At 57.9% G+C, this 15,886-nt stretch carries 14 protein-coding genes and 1 pseudogene; 9 read left to right on the top strand and 6 right to left on the bottom strand.

Going from position 1 to position 15,886, the window contains the following annotated elements; all coding sequences use genetic code 11:
* Nucleotides 1–30 precede the first annotated feature (30 nt).
* The 4 genes from CKW38_RS20975 (at nt 31) to CKW38_RS20960 (ending at nt 3,065) form a co-directional block, all read left to right on the top strand.
* Nucleotides 31–783 carry a 5-oxoprolinase subunit PxpA gene (locus CKW38_RS20975; protein WP_007911313.1) on the top strand — a complete coding sequence of 251 codons (753 nt, stop codon included), beginning with the start codon at nt 31–33 and terminating at the stop codon, nt 781–783.
* Nucleotides 780–1,484 carry an allophanate hydrolase subunit 1 gene (locus CKW38_RS20970; protein WP_095113759.1) on the top strand — a complete coding sequence of 235 codons (705 nt, stop codon included), beginning with the start codon at nt 780–782 and terminating at the stop codon, nt 1,482–1,484. Before CKW38_RS20975 ends, CKW38_RS20970 begins: the two co-directional genes overlap by 4 nt.
* Nucleotides 1,481–2,398, top strand: a complete 918-nt coding sequence (locus CKW38_RS20965) for a biotin-dependent carboxyltransferase family protein (protein ID WP_095113758.1) — start codon at nt 1,481–1,483, stop codon at nt 2,396–2,398. The genes CKW38_RS20970 and CKW38_RS20965 overlap by 4 nt, the downstream gene beginning before the upstream one ends.
* A gap of 118 nt (nt 2,399–2,516) precedes the next feature.
* A complete protein-coding gene (locus CKW38_RS20960) occupies nt 2,517–3,065 on the top strand; it encodes a hypothetical protein (protein WP_095113757.1) in 549 nt (182 codons plus the stop codon).
* A gap of 64 nt (nt 3,066–3,129) precedes the next feature.
* Here CKW38_RS20960 and CKW38_RS20955 read toward each other — a convergent pair whose 3' ends face one another.
* Together CKW38_RS20955 and CKW38_RS20950 are read right to left on the bottom strand one after the other, a co-directional pair.
* Nucleotides 3,130–4,308 carry a VWA domain-containing protein gene (locus CKW38_RS20955; protein WP_007911295.1) on the bottom strand — a complete coding sequence of 393 codons (1,179 nt, stop codon included), beginning with the start codon at nt 4,306–4,308 and terminating at the stop codon, nt 3,130–3,132.
* A gap of 12 nt (nt 4,309–4,320) precedes the next feature.
* Nucleotides 4,321–5,166, bottom strand: a complete 846-nt coding sequence (locus CKW38_RS20950) for a MoxR family ATPase (RefSeq protein ID WP_095113756.1) — start codon at nt 5,164–5,166, stop codon at nt 4,321–4,323.
* A 279-nt stretch (nt 5,167–5,445) separates the two neighbouring features.
* Between CKW38_RS20950 and CKW38_RS20945 the strand changes: the two are divergent.
* Nucleotides 5,446–5,703, top strand: a pseudogene (locus tag CKW38_RS20945) (DUF2442 domain-containing protein); the annotation flags it as partial.
* 7 nt (nt 5,704–5,710) lie between these two features.
* On the opposite strand, the gene CKW38_RS20940 reads toward CKW38_RS20945, so the two are convergent.
* On the bottom strand, nt 5,711–6,787 hold the full coding sequence (locus CKW38_RS20940; protein WP_095113755.1) for a DUF748 domain-containing protein: 1,077 nt from the start codon (nt 6,785–6,787) through the stop codon (nt 5,711–5,713).
* A gap of 127 nt (nt 6,788–6,914) precedes the next feature.
* Between CKW38_RS20940 and cysK the strand changes: the two genes are divergently transcribed.
* Nucleotides 6,915–7,889 (top strand): cysteine synthase A, encoded by a 975-nt coding sequence (gene cysK, locus CKW38_RS20935; RefSeq protein WP_007911289.1) that lies wholly within the window; start codon nt 6,915–6,917, stop codon nt 7,887–7,889.
* Between the two features lie 184 nt (nt 7,890–8,073).
* A complete protein-coding gene (locus tag CKW38_RS20930; RefSeq protein WP_007911288.1) occupies nt 8,074–9,012 on the top strand; it encodes an aspartyl/asparaginyl beta-hydroxylase domain-containing protein in 939 nt (312 codons plus the stop codon).
* Nucleotides 9,013–9,057: 45 nt separating this feature from the next.
* Here the strand turns inward: CKW38_RS20930 and CKW38_RS30440 are convergent, their stop codons facing one another.
* A complete protein-coding gene (locus CKW38_RS30440; protein WP_238539517.1) occupies nt 9,058–9,477 on the bottom strand; it encodes a hypothetical protein in 420 nt (139 codons plus the stop codon).
* A 470-nt stretch (nt 9,478–9,947) separates the two neighbouring features.
* Between CKW38_RS30440 and CKW38_RS20920 the strand changes: the two genes are divergently transcribed.
* Complete coding sequence (locus CKW38_RS20920; RefSeq protein ID WP_095113754.1) at nt 9,948–10,811, top strand: DMT family transporter; 864 nt, start codon at nt 9,948–9,950, stop codon at nt 10,809–10,811.
* Nucleotides 10,812–10,932: 121 nt separating this feature from the next.
* Here the strand turns inward: CKW38_RS20920 and CKW38_RS20915 are convergent, their stop codons facing one another.
* Together CKW38_RS20915 and CKW38_RS20910 are read right to left on the bottom strand one after the other, a co-directional pair.
* A complete protein-coding gene (locus CKW38_RS20915) occupies nt 10,933–11,841 on the bottom strand; it encodes a DMT family transporter (RefSeq protein ID WP_095113753.1) in 909 nt (302 codons plus the stop codon).
* Nucleotides 11,842–11,926: 85 nt separating this feature from the next.
* Complete coding sequence (locus CKW38_RS20910) at nt 11,927–13,552, bottom strand: methyl-accepting chemotaxis protein (protein ID WP_095113752.1); 1,626 nt, start codon at nt 13,550–13,552, stop codon at nt 11,927–11,929.
* Between the two features lie 400 nt (nt 13,553–13,952).
* On the opposite strand from CKW38_RS20910, the gene aceK reads away from it, so the two are divergent.
* Nucleotides 13,953–15,674 (top strand): bifunctional isocitrate dehydrogenase kinase/phosphatase, encoded by a 1,722-nt coding sequence (aceK, locus tag CKW38_RS20905; protein WP_095113751.1) that lies wholly within the window; start codon nt 13,953–13,955, stop codon nt 15,672–15,674.
* The last annotated feature ends 212 nt before the right edge of the window (nt 15,675–15,886 follow it).

The following is a 15,886-nucleotide window of genomic DNA, read 5'->3' as shown; positions in this document are numbered from 1 at the left end:
AAAAGACAAGCACCTACAGGAGTGTTCACCGTGAGCCGCCTGCTATTGAATTGCGACATTGGCGAGAGTTTCGGCAGCTGGACCATGGGTCTGGATGCCGAGGTCATGCCCTTCATCGATTGTGCCAACGTGGCTTGCGGTTTCCATGCCGGCGACCCGAGCATCATGCGCAAGACCGTCAGCCTGGCATTGAGCCACGGCGTGCAGATCGGTGCACACCCGGCCTATCAGGATCTGGTCGGTTTCGGTCGCCGCTCCATGGCGTATTCGGCGCAAGAGCTGCAAGACATCCTGCATTACCAGATCGGCGCGCTCGACGGCATTTGCAAAGCCCAGGGCGGGCGCGTCAGTTACGTCAAACCCCACGGCGCGATGTACAACGACATGATGGCCAACCCGGCGCAATTGCGTGCGGTGATTCAGGCAGTGGCCGCTTATGACCGCAGCCTGCCGTTGATGCTGATGGCCACCCGCGACAACTCGGCGGCGCAGCAGATCGGCGATGAATATGGCGTGACATTGTGGTTCGAAGCCTTCGCTGACCGCGCTTACGACAGTGCCGGCAAACTGGTTTCACGACAATTGCCGGGCGCGGTGCATCACGATCCGGAAAAAATCATCGAGCAAGCCCTGACCATTGCCCGTGGCGACAACCTCAGCGCCAGCGACGGCAGCGCCTTGCGCCTGCACGCCAACACCCTTTGCGTGCACGGCGACAACGCCAGTTCGGTAGCGGCCGTGCAGCGCATTCGCGAGGCCCTGAATCAGCAGAGCGCCTTATGAACCCAAGGATTGAAGTGGTGGCACTGGATTGCCTGATGCTGCGTCTGTTCGATGAAATCGCCGAAGCCAACATGCCGTGGATGCTCGCTGCCAGTGAGCGTTTGCGTGCGGTATTCGGTGAGCAACTGATCGATCTGGTGCCGTCCTATACGACGCTGATGGTGCATTACGATTTGACTGCACTGAGTCCGGGTCAGGCGCGGGAATTGATCGCCGAAGCATTGATCGATCTGTCACCGAATGCGCGAACTGGCGGCCAATGTCATGTGTTGCCGGTCTGGTATGACTTGAGTGTCGGCCCTGAGTTGAGTTTGCTGGCCGAGCGCAGCGGTCTGGCGGTGGATGAAGTGATCCGTCGCCACAGCGGACGTGAGTATCAGGTATTCGCCCTTGGTTTCGCGCCGGGTTTCGCGTTTATGGGGTTGGTCGAAGAAGTGCTTGCCGCGCCTCGCCTGAACACACCACGCAAAAAAGTCGCTGCCGGTAGCGTCGGCATTGCCGAACGGCAGACGGCGGCTTACCCCGTGGTCTCTCCCGGCGGCTGGAACCTGATCGGCCGCACCCCGGCCAAGTTGTTCGACCGCAATCGCGACGGCTACAGCCTGATGCAACCGGGCGACACGGTGCGATTCGAAGCGGTCAGTCATGCCGAGTTCGTCAATCTGGGTGGTGATGACACACCACTGGAGGCGCAGACATGAGCCGACTGACGATTGAAGCCAGTACCCCGTTGTGCCTGTTGCAGGACGCGGGACGGTTTGGCGTGCGGCACCTGGGCGTCACCCAGGGCGGTGCGGCGGATTGGTGTTCGATGAGCTGGGCCAACTGGTTGCTCGGCAATAACCTCGATGCAACGGTGATCGAAATCACCCTCGGCGGGTTTGCCGTCGTCGCTGCAGAGGATTGTTTGCTGGCACTGGCCGGAGCTGATCTTGGCGCACAGATTGATGGTCAACCGCTGGCGCCGTGGCGCAGTTTCAAGTTGCGTAAAGGACAGAAGTTGCTGTTCACGCAACCGCTGCTCGGTGCCCGGGCTTATCTGGCGGCGCCCGGTGGTTTTGATGCACCGAAGGTGCTGGGCAGCAGCGCGACGGTGGTGCGTGAAGAGTTCGGTGGGCTGGACGGTATGGGCTTGCCGTTGGCCAAGGGCGCGACGCTGAGTTATCACAGGAAATCGCTATGTGTTCGCGAAGTGCCTTTGGATTTACGACCGGATTTGAAAGCGAATGCACCGCTGGATCTGGTGCTCGGCGCACAGATCGGCCAGTTCAGTGGGCAGAGTTTGTTTGATGCCTTCAACAGTGCCTGGACGCTGGACAGTCGCGCTGATCGCATGGGCATTCGTTTGCTGGGCAAGGCGTTGGAATATCAGGGGCAGCCGATGATTTCCGAAGGCATTCCACTCGGGGCGGTGCAGGTACCGCCGGACGGGCAACCGATCGTGTTGCTCAATGATCGTCAGACCATTGGTGGTTATCCACGCTTGGGGGCGCTGACACCCTTGGCGCTGGCGAGGCTGGCGCAATGTCTCCCGGGTGACAGGGTGCGGTTCACGCCAGTCATGCAAGAGCGTGCATGGCATGACCATATCAACTACCTGAAGTCCTACTTGTAATTGTCCGTACTTCGGACGGAAGACCGAGATTTTTCCTGGCGCATCAGTACGTCGCCCTACATCGCTTGTCGAGCATGTATGGAACTATCGGTCTTCATCTTTTACAAGGAAGTTACAGATGCGTTTTATGACAGTAATGGCCCAATCAAAGGGCGAATGTGCGAACAGTGTCGATGGGCACATTGTCGGTTTTTATGAGGGTGTGGACTGCGTGCCGGTTTATCGGGCGAGCATCGATCGTTTCTACAATGTGCAACGACTGGACGCCGACCGGGCCGGTCATCAGGACATCGTTGCGCGTATTGAGACATTTATGTCCACCGCAACCGTCGACATGATGCGTATGTTTCACTGGAATCACCGCACGGAGGCGAGTGGTAACGCCATGGAGCTGATGACCGTGGAGACCAACGCGGGTGCTGAGGTGAAAAGCGTAAGGTTTCGCTTTCTGGCGCCAGAGGGCGAAATGAAGAGTGAAGTGACCCTGAGTCCTGAAACGGACATTGAAAAAAATCGCAGGGTAGCGCTGGAAAATGGCGGGGCGAAAGTTGTCGCCAGAGGGAAGAAAAAACGCCGCGGGCAAAAAACGACTGCTGTCGGCCCCGCGATTCTGGACACCTCTTTCATGGACCGGCTCTGCAAGTCTTATCTCGCGACAGATTGGTAAATTCGCGAGCCTGAAAGGCAGCCGCTTTCATACGGTCTGCCTTTCAGTATTTACCTTCGCAATCTTACTTGGACAAAAACCGCATCCCTTCCTCAAGCCCGCGCAACGTCAACGGATACATCTGATCCTCGATCAGATCGCGCACGATATTGGTCGACGAGGTATAGCCCCAGGTGTCTTTCGGATACGGATTGATCCAGATGAGTTTCTTGTACTTCTCCATGAAGCGCTGCATCCACACGTAACCCGGCTCTTCGTTCCAGTGCTCGACACTGCCGCCGGCCTGGGTGATTTCATACGGCGCCATGGCGGCGTCACCGATGAAGATCACTTTGTAGTCGGCGCCGTACTTGTGCAGCAGGTCCTGGGTCGAAGTGCGTTCCGAGGTGCGGCGCATATTGTTCTTCCACACCGATTCATAAACGAAGTTGTGGAAGTAGAAGTACTCCAGATGCTTGAACTCGGTCTTGCAGGCCGAGAACAGTTCCTCACAAATCTTCACGTGGGCGTCCATCGAACCGCCGATGTCGAACAGCAACAACAGCTTCACCGTGTTGCGGCGTTCAGGGCGCATCTGGATGTTCAGCAGACCGGCGTCCTTGGCGGTGTGGTCGATGGTGCCATCGATATCGAGTTCTTCCGCTGCGCCCTGACGGGCGAATTTACGCAAGCGGCGCAGGGCAACCTTGATGTTGCGCGTGCCCAGTTCCACCGAATCATCGAGGTTCTTGTACTCACGCTGATCCCACACTTTCACCGCTTTGCCCTGGCGCTTGCCGGCATCGCCGACCCGAATGCCTTCCGGGTTGAAACCGCCGGAACCGAACGGACTGGTGCCGCCGGTGCCGATCCACTTGTTGCCGCCGGCGTGGCGTTCCTTCTGTTCCTCCAGACGCTTCTTGAACTCTTCGATCAGCTTGTCGAGGCCGCCAAGGGACTGGATCTGCGCGCGCTCCTCGTCACTCAGCGAACGCTCGAATTCCTTGCGCAGCCAGTCTTCGGGAATCAGCGCCTGCAAGTGATCATCGAGCTTTTCGAGGCCATTGAAGTAGGCGCCGAACGCGCGGTCGAACTTGTCGAAATGGCGTTCGTCCTTCACCAGAATCGCCCGCGACAAGTAATAAAACTCGTCCATGTCGGCGAAGGTCACGCGCTGTTTCAGCGCGTTGATCAGGTCGAGCAGCTCACGCACCGACACCGGCACCTTGGCTGCACGCATTTCATTGAACAGGTTGAGCAACATGGCATCAGCCTCTTAGCGGGTGCCGCGACGGCTCATGAACGCCAGGCGCTCAAGCAGTTGCACGTCCTGTTCGTTCTTCACCAAGGCACCGGCCAGTGGCGGGATAGCTTTGGTCGGATCGCGTTCGCGCAATACCGCTTCGCCGATGTTGTCGGCCATCAGCAGCTTCAGCCAGTCGACCAGTTCCGAGGTCGATGGCTTCTTCTTCAGACCCGGCACCTTGCGTACGTCAAAGAACACGTCCAGCGCTTCGCTGACCAGATCCTTCTTGATGTCGGGATAGTGCACGTCGACGATTTTCTGCAGGGTCGGGCGATCCGGGAAGGCGATGTAGTGGAAGAAGCAGCGGCGCAGGAAAGCGTCCGGCAGCTCTTTTTCGTTGTTGGAGGTAATGATGATGATCGGGCGCTTCTTCGCCTTGATGGTTTCGTCGATCTCGTAAACGTAGAACTCCATCTTGTCGAGTTCTTGCAGCAAGTCGTTGGGGAACTCGATGTCGGCCTTGTCGATTTCGTCGATCAGCAAAATGACCCGCTCTTCGGACTCGAAAGCCTCCCAGAGCTTGCCCTTCTTCAGGTAGTTGCGCACATCGTGGACTTTCTCATTGCCCAGTTGCGAGTCGCGCAGACGGCTGACCGCATCGTACTCGTACAGACCCTGATGGGCCTTGGTGGTGGACTTGATGTGCCAGGTGATCAGCTTGGCATTGAACGATTCGGCCAATTGCTCGGCGAGCATGGTCTTGCCGGTGCCCGGTTCGCCCTTGACCAGCAGCGGCCGCTCCAAGGTGATGGCGGCGTTGACCGCCAGCTTCAGGTCATCGGTGGCGACGTAGGCCTGGGTGCCTTCGAACTTCATCTGCTAATCCTCGAACGGTAACGCCGACCTGACGGGCAGGGCGGGGGCGAAATAATCGGATGCCCGACTATAACGCGCAGTCCGGTCGACTGTGAACGCAGACGGCTTATTCAGTCTCTGAATGGGGCGTCACATGTTGACTCAGTCTCGGTCGATGGCCAGTATTCAGGTATCGCCGATTTGGCGATAGCCTTCAGGATGTCCACTGAATCTGTGGCGAGGGAGCTTGCTCCCGCTGGGCTGCGAAGCAGTCCCCATCTGCCCGGAGGCGCTGAATTGATGTTATCCATGAAACGACCACGCTTGGCGGCAGTTACTGCGCTCTCTGATAGTCGGCTTGCACTCTGCTTTGTTGATGGTCGCGCGCTGACACTCGATTTGAGTCGAGATATTCAAACGTATAAGCAGTTGCAGCCCTTGCTTGATCCCCAAGTCTTTGCGACTGCCATCTTGGGCGATAACGGTTGGACCGTTGAATGGCCGGCCCCGGATATTCAGATTGGCGCCGATACTCTATATCTGGATGCTTTTCCAGAAATGAACCCTAACCCGCATCTGGCTTCGGCCGCTCATACCGGGCATTGAATGCCTTTACGAAACCATTGCGCAAAATCTGCAAAAATGCTTCGAACGCGCTGATGTTTTGCTGATGCACGTTGCCGCTGAGTTCGACCTTGGTGGCGAACTGGTTTTTCGCCTGATTCTTCAGCACGGTTTCAGTACCACCGACCAAAGCCTCCCAGACTGAGCGGAAGATGCTCTTGTTCTTGTTTTCCACGTCCTGCTGCCAGTTGAACACTTCGACGTCACGCAGCAGGGGTTTGATGTAGCCGTTGACCTGGGCTTTTTTGGCTTGGGCTTCGATCACCACATCACCGTGGCCGGCGTTGAAGTCGAATTTGCCGTAGGCCGAGGCGAAGTCGTTCATGCGTTTAAGTTCGATGTCTTTGGCGCGCAGGCGGAACTCGAAGTCTTCGAAATTGCTCAGAGGGTCGAACGTTGCGGTGGTTTCCAGCGGTGCATGACCCAGCAGCAGGGCTTTGCCTTCGAAGCGGGCGTCGCGTTTGCCCTGTTTGTCGACCACGTTGGTCAGGTTGTAGATGCTCGCGTCGACATCGGTCGCGTTCATGTTCACTGGAGGTTTTGAATTGAAGTTGCGGAAACTGATCTTGCCGTCCTGAATCTGTACTTCGTCGAGAGTGATCGGCAGCAATTTGCCCAGTTGCGCGCGCCAGTCGGTGCCTTGACCTGTTTGTGAGTTCTGTTTGTTAGCGCCACCATCGACGAAATTGACTTCAGGATTTACGAATCTCACCTGCGCCACGACGGCATGGTCGTACCACAGCGAATGCCAGTTGACTGCCAGATCGATCAGCGGTGCGTTGACGAACGGTACCGGTACCTTGCCGTCGACCTTGACGATCTTCAGCCCATTGATCTTGTAGGCGCCGCGCCATAGGGCCAAGTCGACATCAGTGATCTGGCCCCGATAGTCACCCATGTCCGCCAGTTTGCCGTTCAGGTAGTCGCGCACCATGTAGGGCAGGGCGATGTGCAGCGCGATCAGCAGCACAACGACGACGGCGAAAATCCCTAATGGCCAACTGTAGCGACGCTTCATGACGGCAATTCCCTGACGATGTAAGCGATTGACTGTTACGTCGCGCAGACGTTCGACCCGACTGGACTGTGATGGGCAACAGGCATACCTTTGAAGGCTGAATTCAATGCTGCATAAGGACCCAGCCATGAGCCGTATTTTCGCTGACAACGCCCATTCCATCGGTAATACGCCGCTGGTGCAGATCAACCGCATCGCGCCGCGTGGCGTGACCATTCTGGCCAAGATCGAGGGGCGCAACCCCGGTTATTCGGTCAAGTGCCGGATCGGCGCCAACATGATCTGGGACGCCGAAAGCAGCGGCAAACTCAAGCCGGGCATGACCATTGTCGAGCCGACGTCGGGTAACACCGGGATCGGTCTGGCGTTTGTTGCCGCTGCCCGTGGTTACAAGTTGATGCTGACCATGCCGGCTTCGATGAGCATCGAACGCCGTAAAGTCCTCAAGGCTCTGGGCGCCGAGCTGGTGTTGACCGAGCCAGCCAAGGGCATGAAAGGCGCCATCGAAAAGGCTGCCGAGATCGTTGCCAGCGATGCCGACAAATATTTCATGCCGGCGCAGTTCGATAACCCGGCAAACCCGGCGATTCACGAAAAAACTACCGGTCCGGAAATCTGGAACGACACCGATGGTGCGGTGGATGTACTGGTGGCTGGGGTTGGCACGGGCGGAACCATCACGGGCGTTTCGCGGTATATCAAGAATACCCAGGGCAAACCGATTCTGTCGGTGGCGGTGGAGCCGATGTCGTCGCCAGTGATCACCCAGGCGCTGGCGGGTGAAGAAATCAAACCGAGCCCGCACAAGATTCAAGGGATCGGCGCCGGTTTTGTGCCAAAGAACCTCGATCTGTCGATGGTCGACCGGGTTGAGCAGGTCACCGACGAAGAGTCCAAGGCGATGGCCCTGCGCTTGATGCAGGAAGAGGGGATCTTGTGCGGCATCTCCTGCGGTGCAGCGATGGCGGTAGCAGTGCGTCTGGCGGAGACGCCGGAGATGCAGGGCAAGACTATCGTGGTGATTCTGCCGGACTCGGGTGAGCGTTATCTGTCGAGCATGTTGTTCAGCGATCTGTTCACTGAGCAGGAGACTCAGCAGTAATCCAGTTGATTCAGGTCAGCCGGGGTTCAGGATCGTTATGCTAATAAATGCTTTGTTGCGCAATGCTTAACACTGAATCTTGTGTAAGGCGGGTTTTGTCCGAAGCCGGTAGTGTTTATCATGGCCGGCTGCCATGTCGGGTAAAGGGCATTGCGCAGCGTTGTCTTTATTCAAGGAGTCGTTGATGAGCTTTTCGTTAGCCGCCAAGGTGTCGGTGCTGCTGCTGTTTGTGGGCAGCATCCTCTATGTGCATTTGCGCGGCAAGGCGCGTTTGCCGGTTCTGCGCCAGTTCGTCAACCACTCGGCACTGTTCGCTCCGTACAATGCCTTGATGTACCTGTTCTCCGGCGTGCCGTCCAAGCCGTATCTGGATCGCAGCAAATTCCCGGAACTGGACGTACTACGCGACAACTGGGAAACCATTCGCGACGAGGCCATGCATCTGTTCGATGAAGGCTATATTCGCGCGGCGGAAAAGAACAACGACGCCGGTTTCGGCTCATTCTTCAAGAAGGGCTGGAAGCGTTTCTACCTCAAGTGGTATGACAAACCGCTGCCGTCGGCTGAAACCCTGTGCCCGAAGACCGTGGCACTGGTCAGTGCGATTCCCAACGTAAAAGGTGCGATGTTTGCGTTGTTGCCGGGTGGCAGCCACTTGAACCCGCATCGCGATCCGTTCGCCGGCTCCCTGCGTTATCACCTCGGCTTGTCGACGCCGAACTCCGACGATTGCCGGATTTTCGTCGATGGTCAGGTATACGCCTGGCGTGACGGCGAAGACGTGATGTTCGACGAAACTTACGTGCACTGGGTCAAGAACGAAACCGAACAAACTCGCGTGATCCTGTTCTGCGACGTCGAGCGTCCGCTGAGCAACCGCCTCATGACCCGCATCAACCGCTCGATCAGCGCCTGGCTCGGCCGCGCCACCGCACCGCAGAACCTTGACGACGAGCGCGTCGGCGGGATCAACCAGGCTTACGCCTGGAGCAAGAACTTCAGCGACAAGTTCAGTGGAGTGGTCAAACAGTGGAAACGCCGTCATCCGAAGGCCTACCGCGTGATGCGACCGGTGCTGGCGGTGGTGGTGTTGACGTTGTTGGGGTATTGGCTGTTTGGTTGAGGCTGGATGTTGTAATAAAAAAACCGCTCCTTGTGAGCGGTTTTTTTATGAAGAGAAGGTGAACGAAGCGCCAGCGAGGACGCCTCCTGGCTCTTCCGCGGCTGGATTCACCAATGCTTCTCTGATTCGATGCAACTCCTGTTCAGACAACTTTCCAGAAGAGCGTTTTCTATCAGCTTTTATCGGTCTGGCGCCTGGCGCCTTTTTTTCAACGGCAGCCTTCATGGTGCCTCCGGCGTTGAAGCTAAGGGGTTCTTTGGCCTTCCACCTGACAACATCTCGCCAAGAGAAATGAGGATCAAACCATTCTTCATAGGCACTCAGCGCTTGAGCATCGATTGCTTCGAAACGAACTCTGGAGTGATCAACATCCACTATCCCTTGCTGCAACAAGTCTTTGTGCAGCTTTGCGAAAGTAACCCCAGCCTGTTTTCTGGCCTGTGATTTATACACTTGGTAGCGCAAATACGTCCGTTCCCTTGGCATGTGATCCCGTGCATTCCTTGTCCTCGATGGTGGGGTGTCGCAATTGCGATCCAGCCTATTCACCTTGCGGCCAACTGTCCCTGCCGGCCCTTTGCCCAAATCATTGCAATCGATGTCGCCCGCTGGTTATAGTCGGCGCTCGTGAGCCCCATGGTTCACCTTCCAGCCTTTCAAAAAAGATCTGCCCCTATGCCTGCATCCCTCATCAACGCGGTAGTCGATTCAGCGGTCAACGCTGGCGTCGTGCCGTGCGGGAATCAGCAGCCCCAGCAGATCAGTCATTACCCTCCACCTGTCAGTAGCACGCCGGTGTGCGCAGTCGTATCACCGCCGGGCGTTGGCGTTTCGGGCTGATCGGCAGTTTTTGCTGGCCCCTGCGCCCGCCAGAAAAACCTACTGAATTTCAGCTTCGGCTGAGTTGGCTATTTGCCTGACTACAGGTGGTATTCATGTTTGTCCTGTCGAAAAAATCCGCGCTCGCGGCCGCGTCCACGAGCCTGTTCGTCCTGCTGTGGAGCAGCGGTGCGATCTTCTCCAAATGGGGCCTGGCCCACGCTTCGCCGTTTGCCTTTCTGCTGATTCGCTTTGTGATTGCCTTGTGCGGGCTGGTGCTGCTGGCGCCGCTGCTCAAACTGAAGTTGCCCAAGGGTCGACGGCCGATGCTGTTTGCGATCGCCACCGGCGTGGTGTTGTTGGGGGCTTATCAGATTTTCTATCTGCTGGCGCTCAACACCAAAGTCACCCCGGGGGTGATGGCGACCATCATGGGCGTGCAGCCGATTCTCACGGTGGTATTGATGGAGCGGCAGCGCTCGGCGAGCCGGATGTTTGGTCTGGCGTTGGGTCTGGCGGGGCTGATCATGGTGGTTTACCAAGGCATCGGTCTGGCCGGGATGTCCTGGGCGGGGATGCTGTTTGGTCTGCTGGCGCTGGCGAGCATGACGCTGGGCTCGATCATGCAGAAGCGCATCACCGACAATCCCCTCGGCACACTGCCGGTGCAGTATCTGGCCGGGCTGTTGTTGTGCGGGATTTTCGTGCCGTTTCAGCCGTTCCATTTTGAACACAGCACAGGGTTTATTGTGCCGGTGTTGTGGATGGGACTGGTGGTCTCGGTGCTGGCGACGCTGTTGCTGTATCGATTGATCGCGCGAGGCAATCTGGTGAATGTCACCAGTCTGTTCTATCTGGTGCCGGCGGTGACGGCAGTGATGGACTACTTGATTTTCGGCAATCGCCTGGCGGCATTGAGCGTGCTGGGTATGCTGTTGATCATTGTCGGTCTGGCGTTTGTCTTCCGTAAAAGGGGGTAACAGGTCGTCAGGTGGCGGCTTTTAGGCCATCGATCGCGAGCAGGCTCACTCCTACAGGGGAACGCATTCCAATTGTAGGAGTGAGCCTGCTCGCGATTGCCTTTTCGGCAACAGTACAAATTTATCGGGCCGGCACCTCAGCCGGCTTCACCACCGCCGGCTTCAACACCAGCCACAACGCCAGCGCAATCAACACCCCGCCATAAATGTGCGCCATCGACAACGGCTCATCCAGCAACAACGCCCCCCACAAAACCCCGAACGGCGGAATCATGAAGGTCACGGTCATCGACTTCACCGGACCGATCGAACTGAGCAGGCGGAAATAAATGATGTAGGCAAACGCCGTACAGCCCAACCCCAGGCCCAACAGCGACAGCCAGACATTCCAGCCGCCCCAGCTGACTGGCGGTGCAGTGATTACGCTATAGCCGAACAGCGGCAACAGGAACAACGTCGCACCGAGCATGCTGCCCAGCGCCGACAATCGGCTGTCCAGTCCACCGGCCTGATCCAGCCAACGCCGCGCGAGGAAACCGGCGAAGCCATAGCAAGTGGTCGCCAGCAGGCAGGCGACGGCGCCCATCAACAACTGCAAGTCGAACGCCACGGGGCCGGCGCGGGTCAGCACGCCAACACCGAACAGGCCGAGGAACACCCCACCCAACTTGGCAGCAGTGAGTTTTTCACTGAAGAACAACCCGCCAATCAGCACGCCCATCAACGGCGTGGTGGCATTGAAAATCGCCGAGTAGCCGGCTGGCAACACCTGAGCCGCAACGGAATACAGCGTCGCCGGAATCCCCGAATTGATCACGCCCAGCAGCATCACGGTTTTCAATTTGCCTTTGAAATCCCAGCGCACGCGCATCAGCCCGAGGATCACCAGCAGGCCAACGGCCGCAATCGACACGCGAAAAAAACCGGTCGGGATCGTGCCAATCACCGGCGCAATAATGCGCATGAACAGAAAACTCGCGCCCCAGATGGCCGCCAGCGACAACATACGGAAAATATCGACAGGGCTCACGGCGGGTCTCCTTCCTTGATCGGGACGAGAGTGTTGCCGAGCGCCCTGACGATGGCAACCGCTATTCGGGCATTCAACTTTGCGCTCAGATCACAAAGCGTGTCACCAGACCGTTGAGATCGACCGCCAGACGCGACAACTCCTGGCTCGCCGCCGAGGTCTGAGTCGCCCCGGCGGCGGTTTGCGTGGAGAGGTCACGAATGGTCACCAGATTCTGATCGACTTCGCGCGCCACCAGTGCCTGCTGCTCGGCCGCGCTGGCGATCACCAGGTTGCGCTGGTTGATCTGCGAGATCGACGCGGTGATTTTCTCCAGCGCCTGACCCGCGCTGTTGGCTCGGCGCAACGTCTGGCCAGCCTGCTCGGCACTGCTCTGCAACGCGCCCACTGTTGCCCCGGTGCCTTGCTGGATGCTGCTGATCATCAGCTCGATTTCTTCGGTGGAATTCTGCGTGCGTTGTGCCAGCGAACGCACTTCGTCGGCGACCACGGCAAAACCGCGCCCGGCTTCACCGGCGCGCGCCGCTTCGATCGCCGCATTGAGCGCCAACAAGTTGGTCTGCCCGGCAATCCCGCGAATCACCTCCAGCACTTTGCTGATGTCCTGTGCCTGAGTGGCCAGGCCCTCGGCTTGTTCGGAAGCACCGAGTACCGCATCGACCAGCTCCTGAATCGAACTGATGGTTTCGCTGACCTGCACGTGGCCGTGCTTGCTGTCTTCATTCGACGCGGCAGACGCTTCGGCGCTGGACACCGCGTTGGCCGCGACTTCGTCCACCGCTGTGCTCATCTCGGTGACTGCTGTAGCGGCTTGTTCAATCTGATCGTTCTGTTGTTGCAGGCCGCGGGTGCTTTGCTCCATCACCGAACTCATTTCCTCGGCAGCGGAAGCCAGTTGCTGTGCCGATTCGCTGATTCCTCGAATGGTCGAGCGCAAATTGCCCTGCATCTCGGCCAAGGCGTCGAGCAGGTGCGCAGCCTCATCTTTACCAGTGCTGACGATCTGGCCGCTGAGATCACCGGCAGCAATGCGTCGCGCTACACCCAGTGCCTGATTGATCGGGGTGGTGATGCTGCGCGTCAACTGCCAGGCCAACAGCAGCGTGGCAATCAGGGCAATCACGATGATGGTCGCGACGATCCACAATGCCCGTTGGTACATGGCTGCGGCGGCATCGGCGGCGGCGTCGGCACCTTGTTGATTGAGGCTGATCATCTGCTCCAGCGTCTTGTCGAGCACAGTACCCTGAGGTGCCAGCTCGTTGCTCAAACGGGTGGCCGCCTGCTCGTTCTGACCGGCGTCAATCTGGCTGACAATCTGATCGAGAATGCTCAGGTATTTGCCGACGGCTGCGTTCAAGCCGTCGAGCATCGCTTGTTCCTGATCGTTGGCAATCAAGGCTTTGTGATCGTTGAGGCGTTTGAGCAACTCATCGCGTTGGGCTTTGAGGATGCCTTTGCTTCTGTCGCGCACGGCGGGTTGGGTGATGGCGATCAGACGCAAGGATTCGAGACGGATGCTGGCGATATTCGCCGCCGCGTCATGAATGCTCTCGATGCTGGGCATCCATGACTCTTCGATCACCGCTGCACTTTCACGCAGGGTTTTCATCTGGCCCAGCCCGAACAGGCCGACCACCACCAGCAGAGCGGCCAAAACGGCAAAGCTCAAACTGGCGCGCAAACCTATGCGCAGATTCCGGATAGACATCAGTGTGCTCCTTGATCTTTGAAGGGGGGGAGGTCGTCCTCGTCAGCGAGGATCTTGTTATGAGGCGGGTAATGGCGGGCTGTATATCAAAGTGCCACTATTTTGGTAAGACCAATCTGGAATCGGCACTGACGGTAAGTGCATTGGCAGCAAAGCCACGAACTAGACGCGCCTGATCAGTATTGGATCCGAAGCCCAGAGAATTCGCGGGCTGGCGCAGGACGGCCAGAGGGACCGACAAGGTGATTAACTGACCGAACGGTCGATTTAAAAAACTTTGCTAAAAACTGTGTCGCTGTACAACCCTGACGCAGATTTGGCAGAAATTGCACTTCACCTGCGCGCGTATCCGTGGCTAAGCTCAGGCACAGATTTCCCAATGCACGCCGAGGTCTTATCTATGCCGCAGCAATGGCCAGCCACCGACATCGCCCGCATGATCCTCGATGGCTTTGACGATTACCGCGAGCATTTCCGGCGCATCACCGACGGTGCCCGGGAGCGCTTCGAGCAGGCACGCTGGCAGGAGACGCAGACGGCGTCGGCGGCGCGGATCAATCTCTATGAAGAAAAGGTCGGCGAAACCATCGCCCGCCTGCGCGAGTACTTCGACGATGAAACGCTGATGAATGTCAGTTGCTGGCCGCTGGTGAAAAGCGCCTACATCAGCGTCATCGACCTGCGCTTCGATGATGAGCTGTCCGAGACCTGGTACAACTCGATTTTCTGCGGGCTGTTCAGCCATGACCTGATCAGCGACGGCTGCATGTTCATCCACACCACGCGCCCGAGCCTGCGCCGCGCCCGCGCTGCGCAAACCCGCACATACAAGCCGCAGGGACAACTGTCGGGGATGCTCGCGAGCATTTTTGCCGACTACCGTTTCAGCGAGGACTACGCCGATTTGCCGGGTGACCTGCGCCGGCTCGAAGCGCAACTGCGCGAGAACCTGCCGGACTGGGTGTGCAAGGACCCGGAACTCAGCGTCGAGCTGTTTTCCTCGGTGCTGTACCGTAACAAGGGCGCGTATCTGGTCGGGCGCATCTACACCCGCGACGAGCAATGGCCGCTGGTGATCCCGCTGTTGCACCGCGAAGGGCGCGGGATTCAGATCGACGCGCTGATCACCGACGAAGCTGACGTGTCGATCATCTTCTCGTTCACCCGTTCGTATTTCATGGTCGACGTACCGGTGCCGGCGGAGTTTATCGGCTTCCTGAGGCGCATTTTGCCGGGCAAGCACATTGCCGAGTTGTACACCTCGATCGGTTTCTACAAGCATGGCAAATCCGAGTTTTACCGCGCACTGATCAACCATCTGGCCAACACCGACGACCAGTTCATCATGGCGCCGGGTGTGCGCGGCATGGTCATGAGCGTGTTCACCCTGCCGGGCTTCAACACCGTGTTCAAGATCATCAAGGACCGTTTTTCGCCGTCGAAAAACGTCGATCGCGCCACGGTGATCGAGAAGTACCGATTGGTGAAAAGTGTCGACCGGGTAGGGCGCATGGCCGATACCCAGGAGTTCGCCGACTTCCGTTTTCCGCTGAGCAAGTTTGATCCGGCCTGTCTTGAGGAATTGTTGGAAGTGGCGCCGTCGACGGTTTCAGTCGAAGGCGACACCGTGTTGATCCGCCACTGCTGGACCGAACGGCGGATGACCCCGCTCAATCTGTATCTGGAAAACGCCAATGACGCGCAAGTGCGCGAGGCGCTGGAGGATTACGGCCTGGCGATCAAGCAACTGGCGGCGGCGAATATCTTTCCCGGTGACATGCTGCTGAAGAACTTTGGCGTCACCCGGCACGGCCGTGTGGTGTTTTATGACTACGACGAGATCTGCTTTCTGACCGAGGCCAACTTCCGTCACATTCCTGCGCCGCGCACGCCCGAAGATGAGATGGCCTCCGAACCGTGGTATTCGATCGGGCCGCTGGATGTGTTTCCCGAGGAATTTCCGCCGTTTCTGTTTGCTGATTCGGGGCAGCGCAAGTTGTTCGATCAGTTGCATGGCGAGTTGTATAACGCTGATTACTGGAAGAGCCTGCAGGAGGCGATTCGGGCGGGGAAGGTTATTGATGTTTTTCCGTATCGCCGCAGAGGCTTGGATAACGAGTAAGCCCTGAAACCCTCACCCCAACCCTCTCCCAGAGGGAGAGGGAGCCGACCGAGTTGTCTTGCGCCAAACATTGACCTGAAAGATTTTGGCGATTATGGGTTCGGCAAAGCTCTTTCAGGTCGATGTACCTTTGAAGCATCCCCCAATTGGTCCCCTCTCCCTCAGGGAGAGGGCTAGGGTGAGGGCCGCAATCCCCCTGACACGCCACAAAT

Origin of the sequence: Pseudomonas sp. Irchel 3H7, from assembly GCF_900187605.1 — a bacterium.
GTDB lineage: Bacteria > Pseudomonadota > Gammaproteobacteria > Pseudomonadales > Pseudomonadaceae > Aquipseudomonas.
Note: the sequence above shows the minus strand (reverse complement) of the source record. Positions and strands in the feature narration are given on the sequence as shown.

Bases quoted from the DNA above. Each gene is read 5' to 3' on its own strand.
- CKW38_RS20970 (WP_095113759.1), top strand. From the start codon at position 780: ATGAACCCAAGGATTGAAGTGGTGGCACTGGATTGCCTGATGCTGCGT.
- CKW38_RS20965 (WP_095113758.1), top strand. From the start codon at position 1,481: ATGAGCCGACTGACGATTGAAGCCAGTACCCCGTTGTGCCTGTTGCAG.
- CKW38_RS20960 (WP_095113757.1), top strand. From the start codon at position 2,517: ATGCGTTTTATGACAGTAATGGCCCAATCAAAGGGCGAATGTGCGAAC.
- CKW38_RS20955 (WP_007911295.1), bottom strand. From the start codon at position 4,308: ATGTTGCTCAACCTGTTCAATGAAATGCGTGCAGCCAAGGTGCCGGTG.
- CKW38_RS20950 (WP_095113756.1), bottom strand. From the start codon at position 5,166: ATGAAGTTCGAAGGCACCCAGGCCTACGTCGCCACCGATGACCTGAAG.
- CKW38_RS20940 (WP_095113755.1), bottom strand. From the start codon at position 6,787: ATGAAGCGTCGCTACAGTTGGCCATTAGGGATTTTCGCCGTCGTCGTT.
- cysK (WP_007911289.1), top strand. From the start codon at position 6,915: ATGAGCCGTATTTTCGCTGACAACGCCCATTCCATCGGTAATACGCCG.
- CKW38_RS20930 (WP_007911288.1), top strand. From the start codon at position 8,074: ATGAGCTTTTCGTTAGCCGCCAAGGTGTCGGTGCTGCTGCTGTTTGTG.
- CKW38_RS20920 (WP_095113754.1), top strand. From the start codon at position 9,948: ATGTTTGTCCTGTCGAAAAAATCCGCGCTCGCGGCCGCGTCCACGAGC.
- CKW38_RS20910 (WP_095113752.1), bottom strand. From the start codon at position 13,552: ATGTCTATCCGGAATCTGCGCATAGGTTTGCGCGCCAGTTTGAGCTTT.
- aceK (WP_095113751.1), top strand. From the start codon at position 13,953: ATGCCGCAGCAATGGCCAGCCACCGACATCGCCCGCATGATCCTCGAT.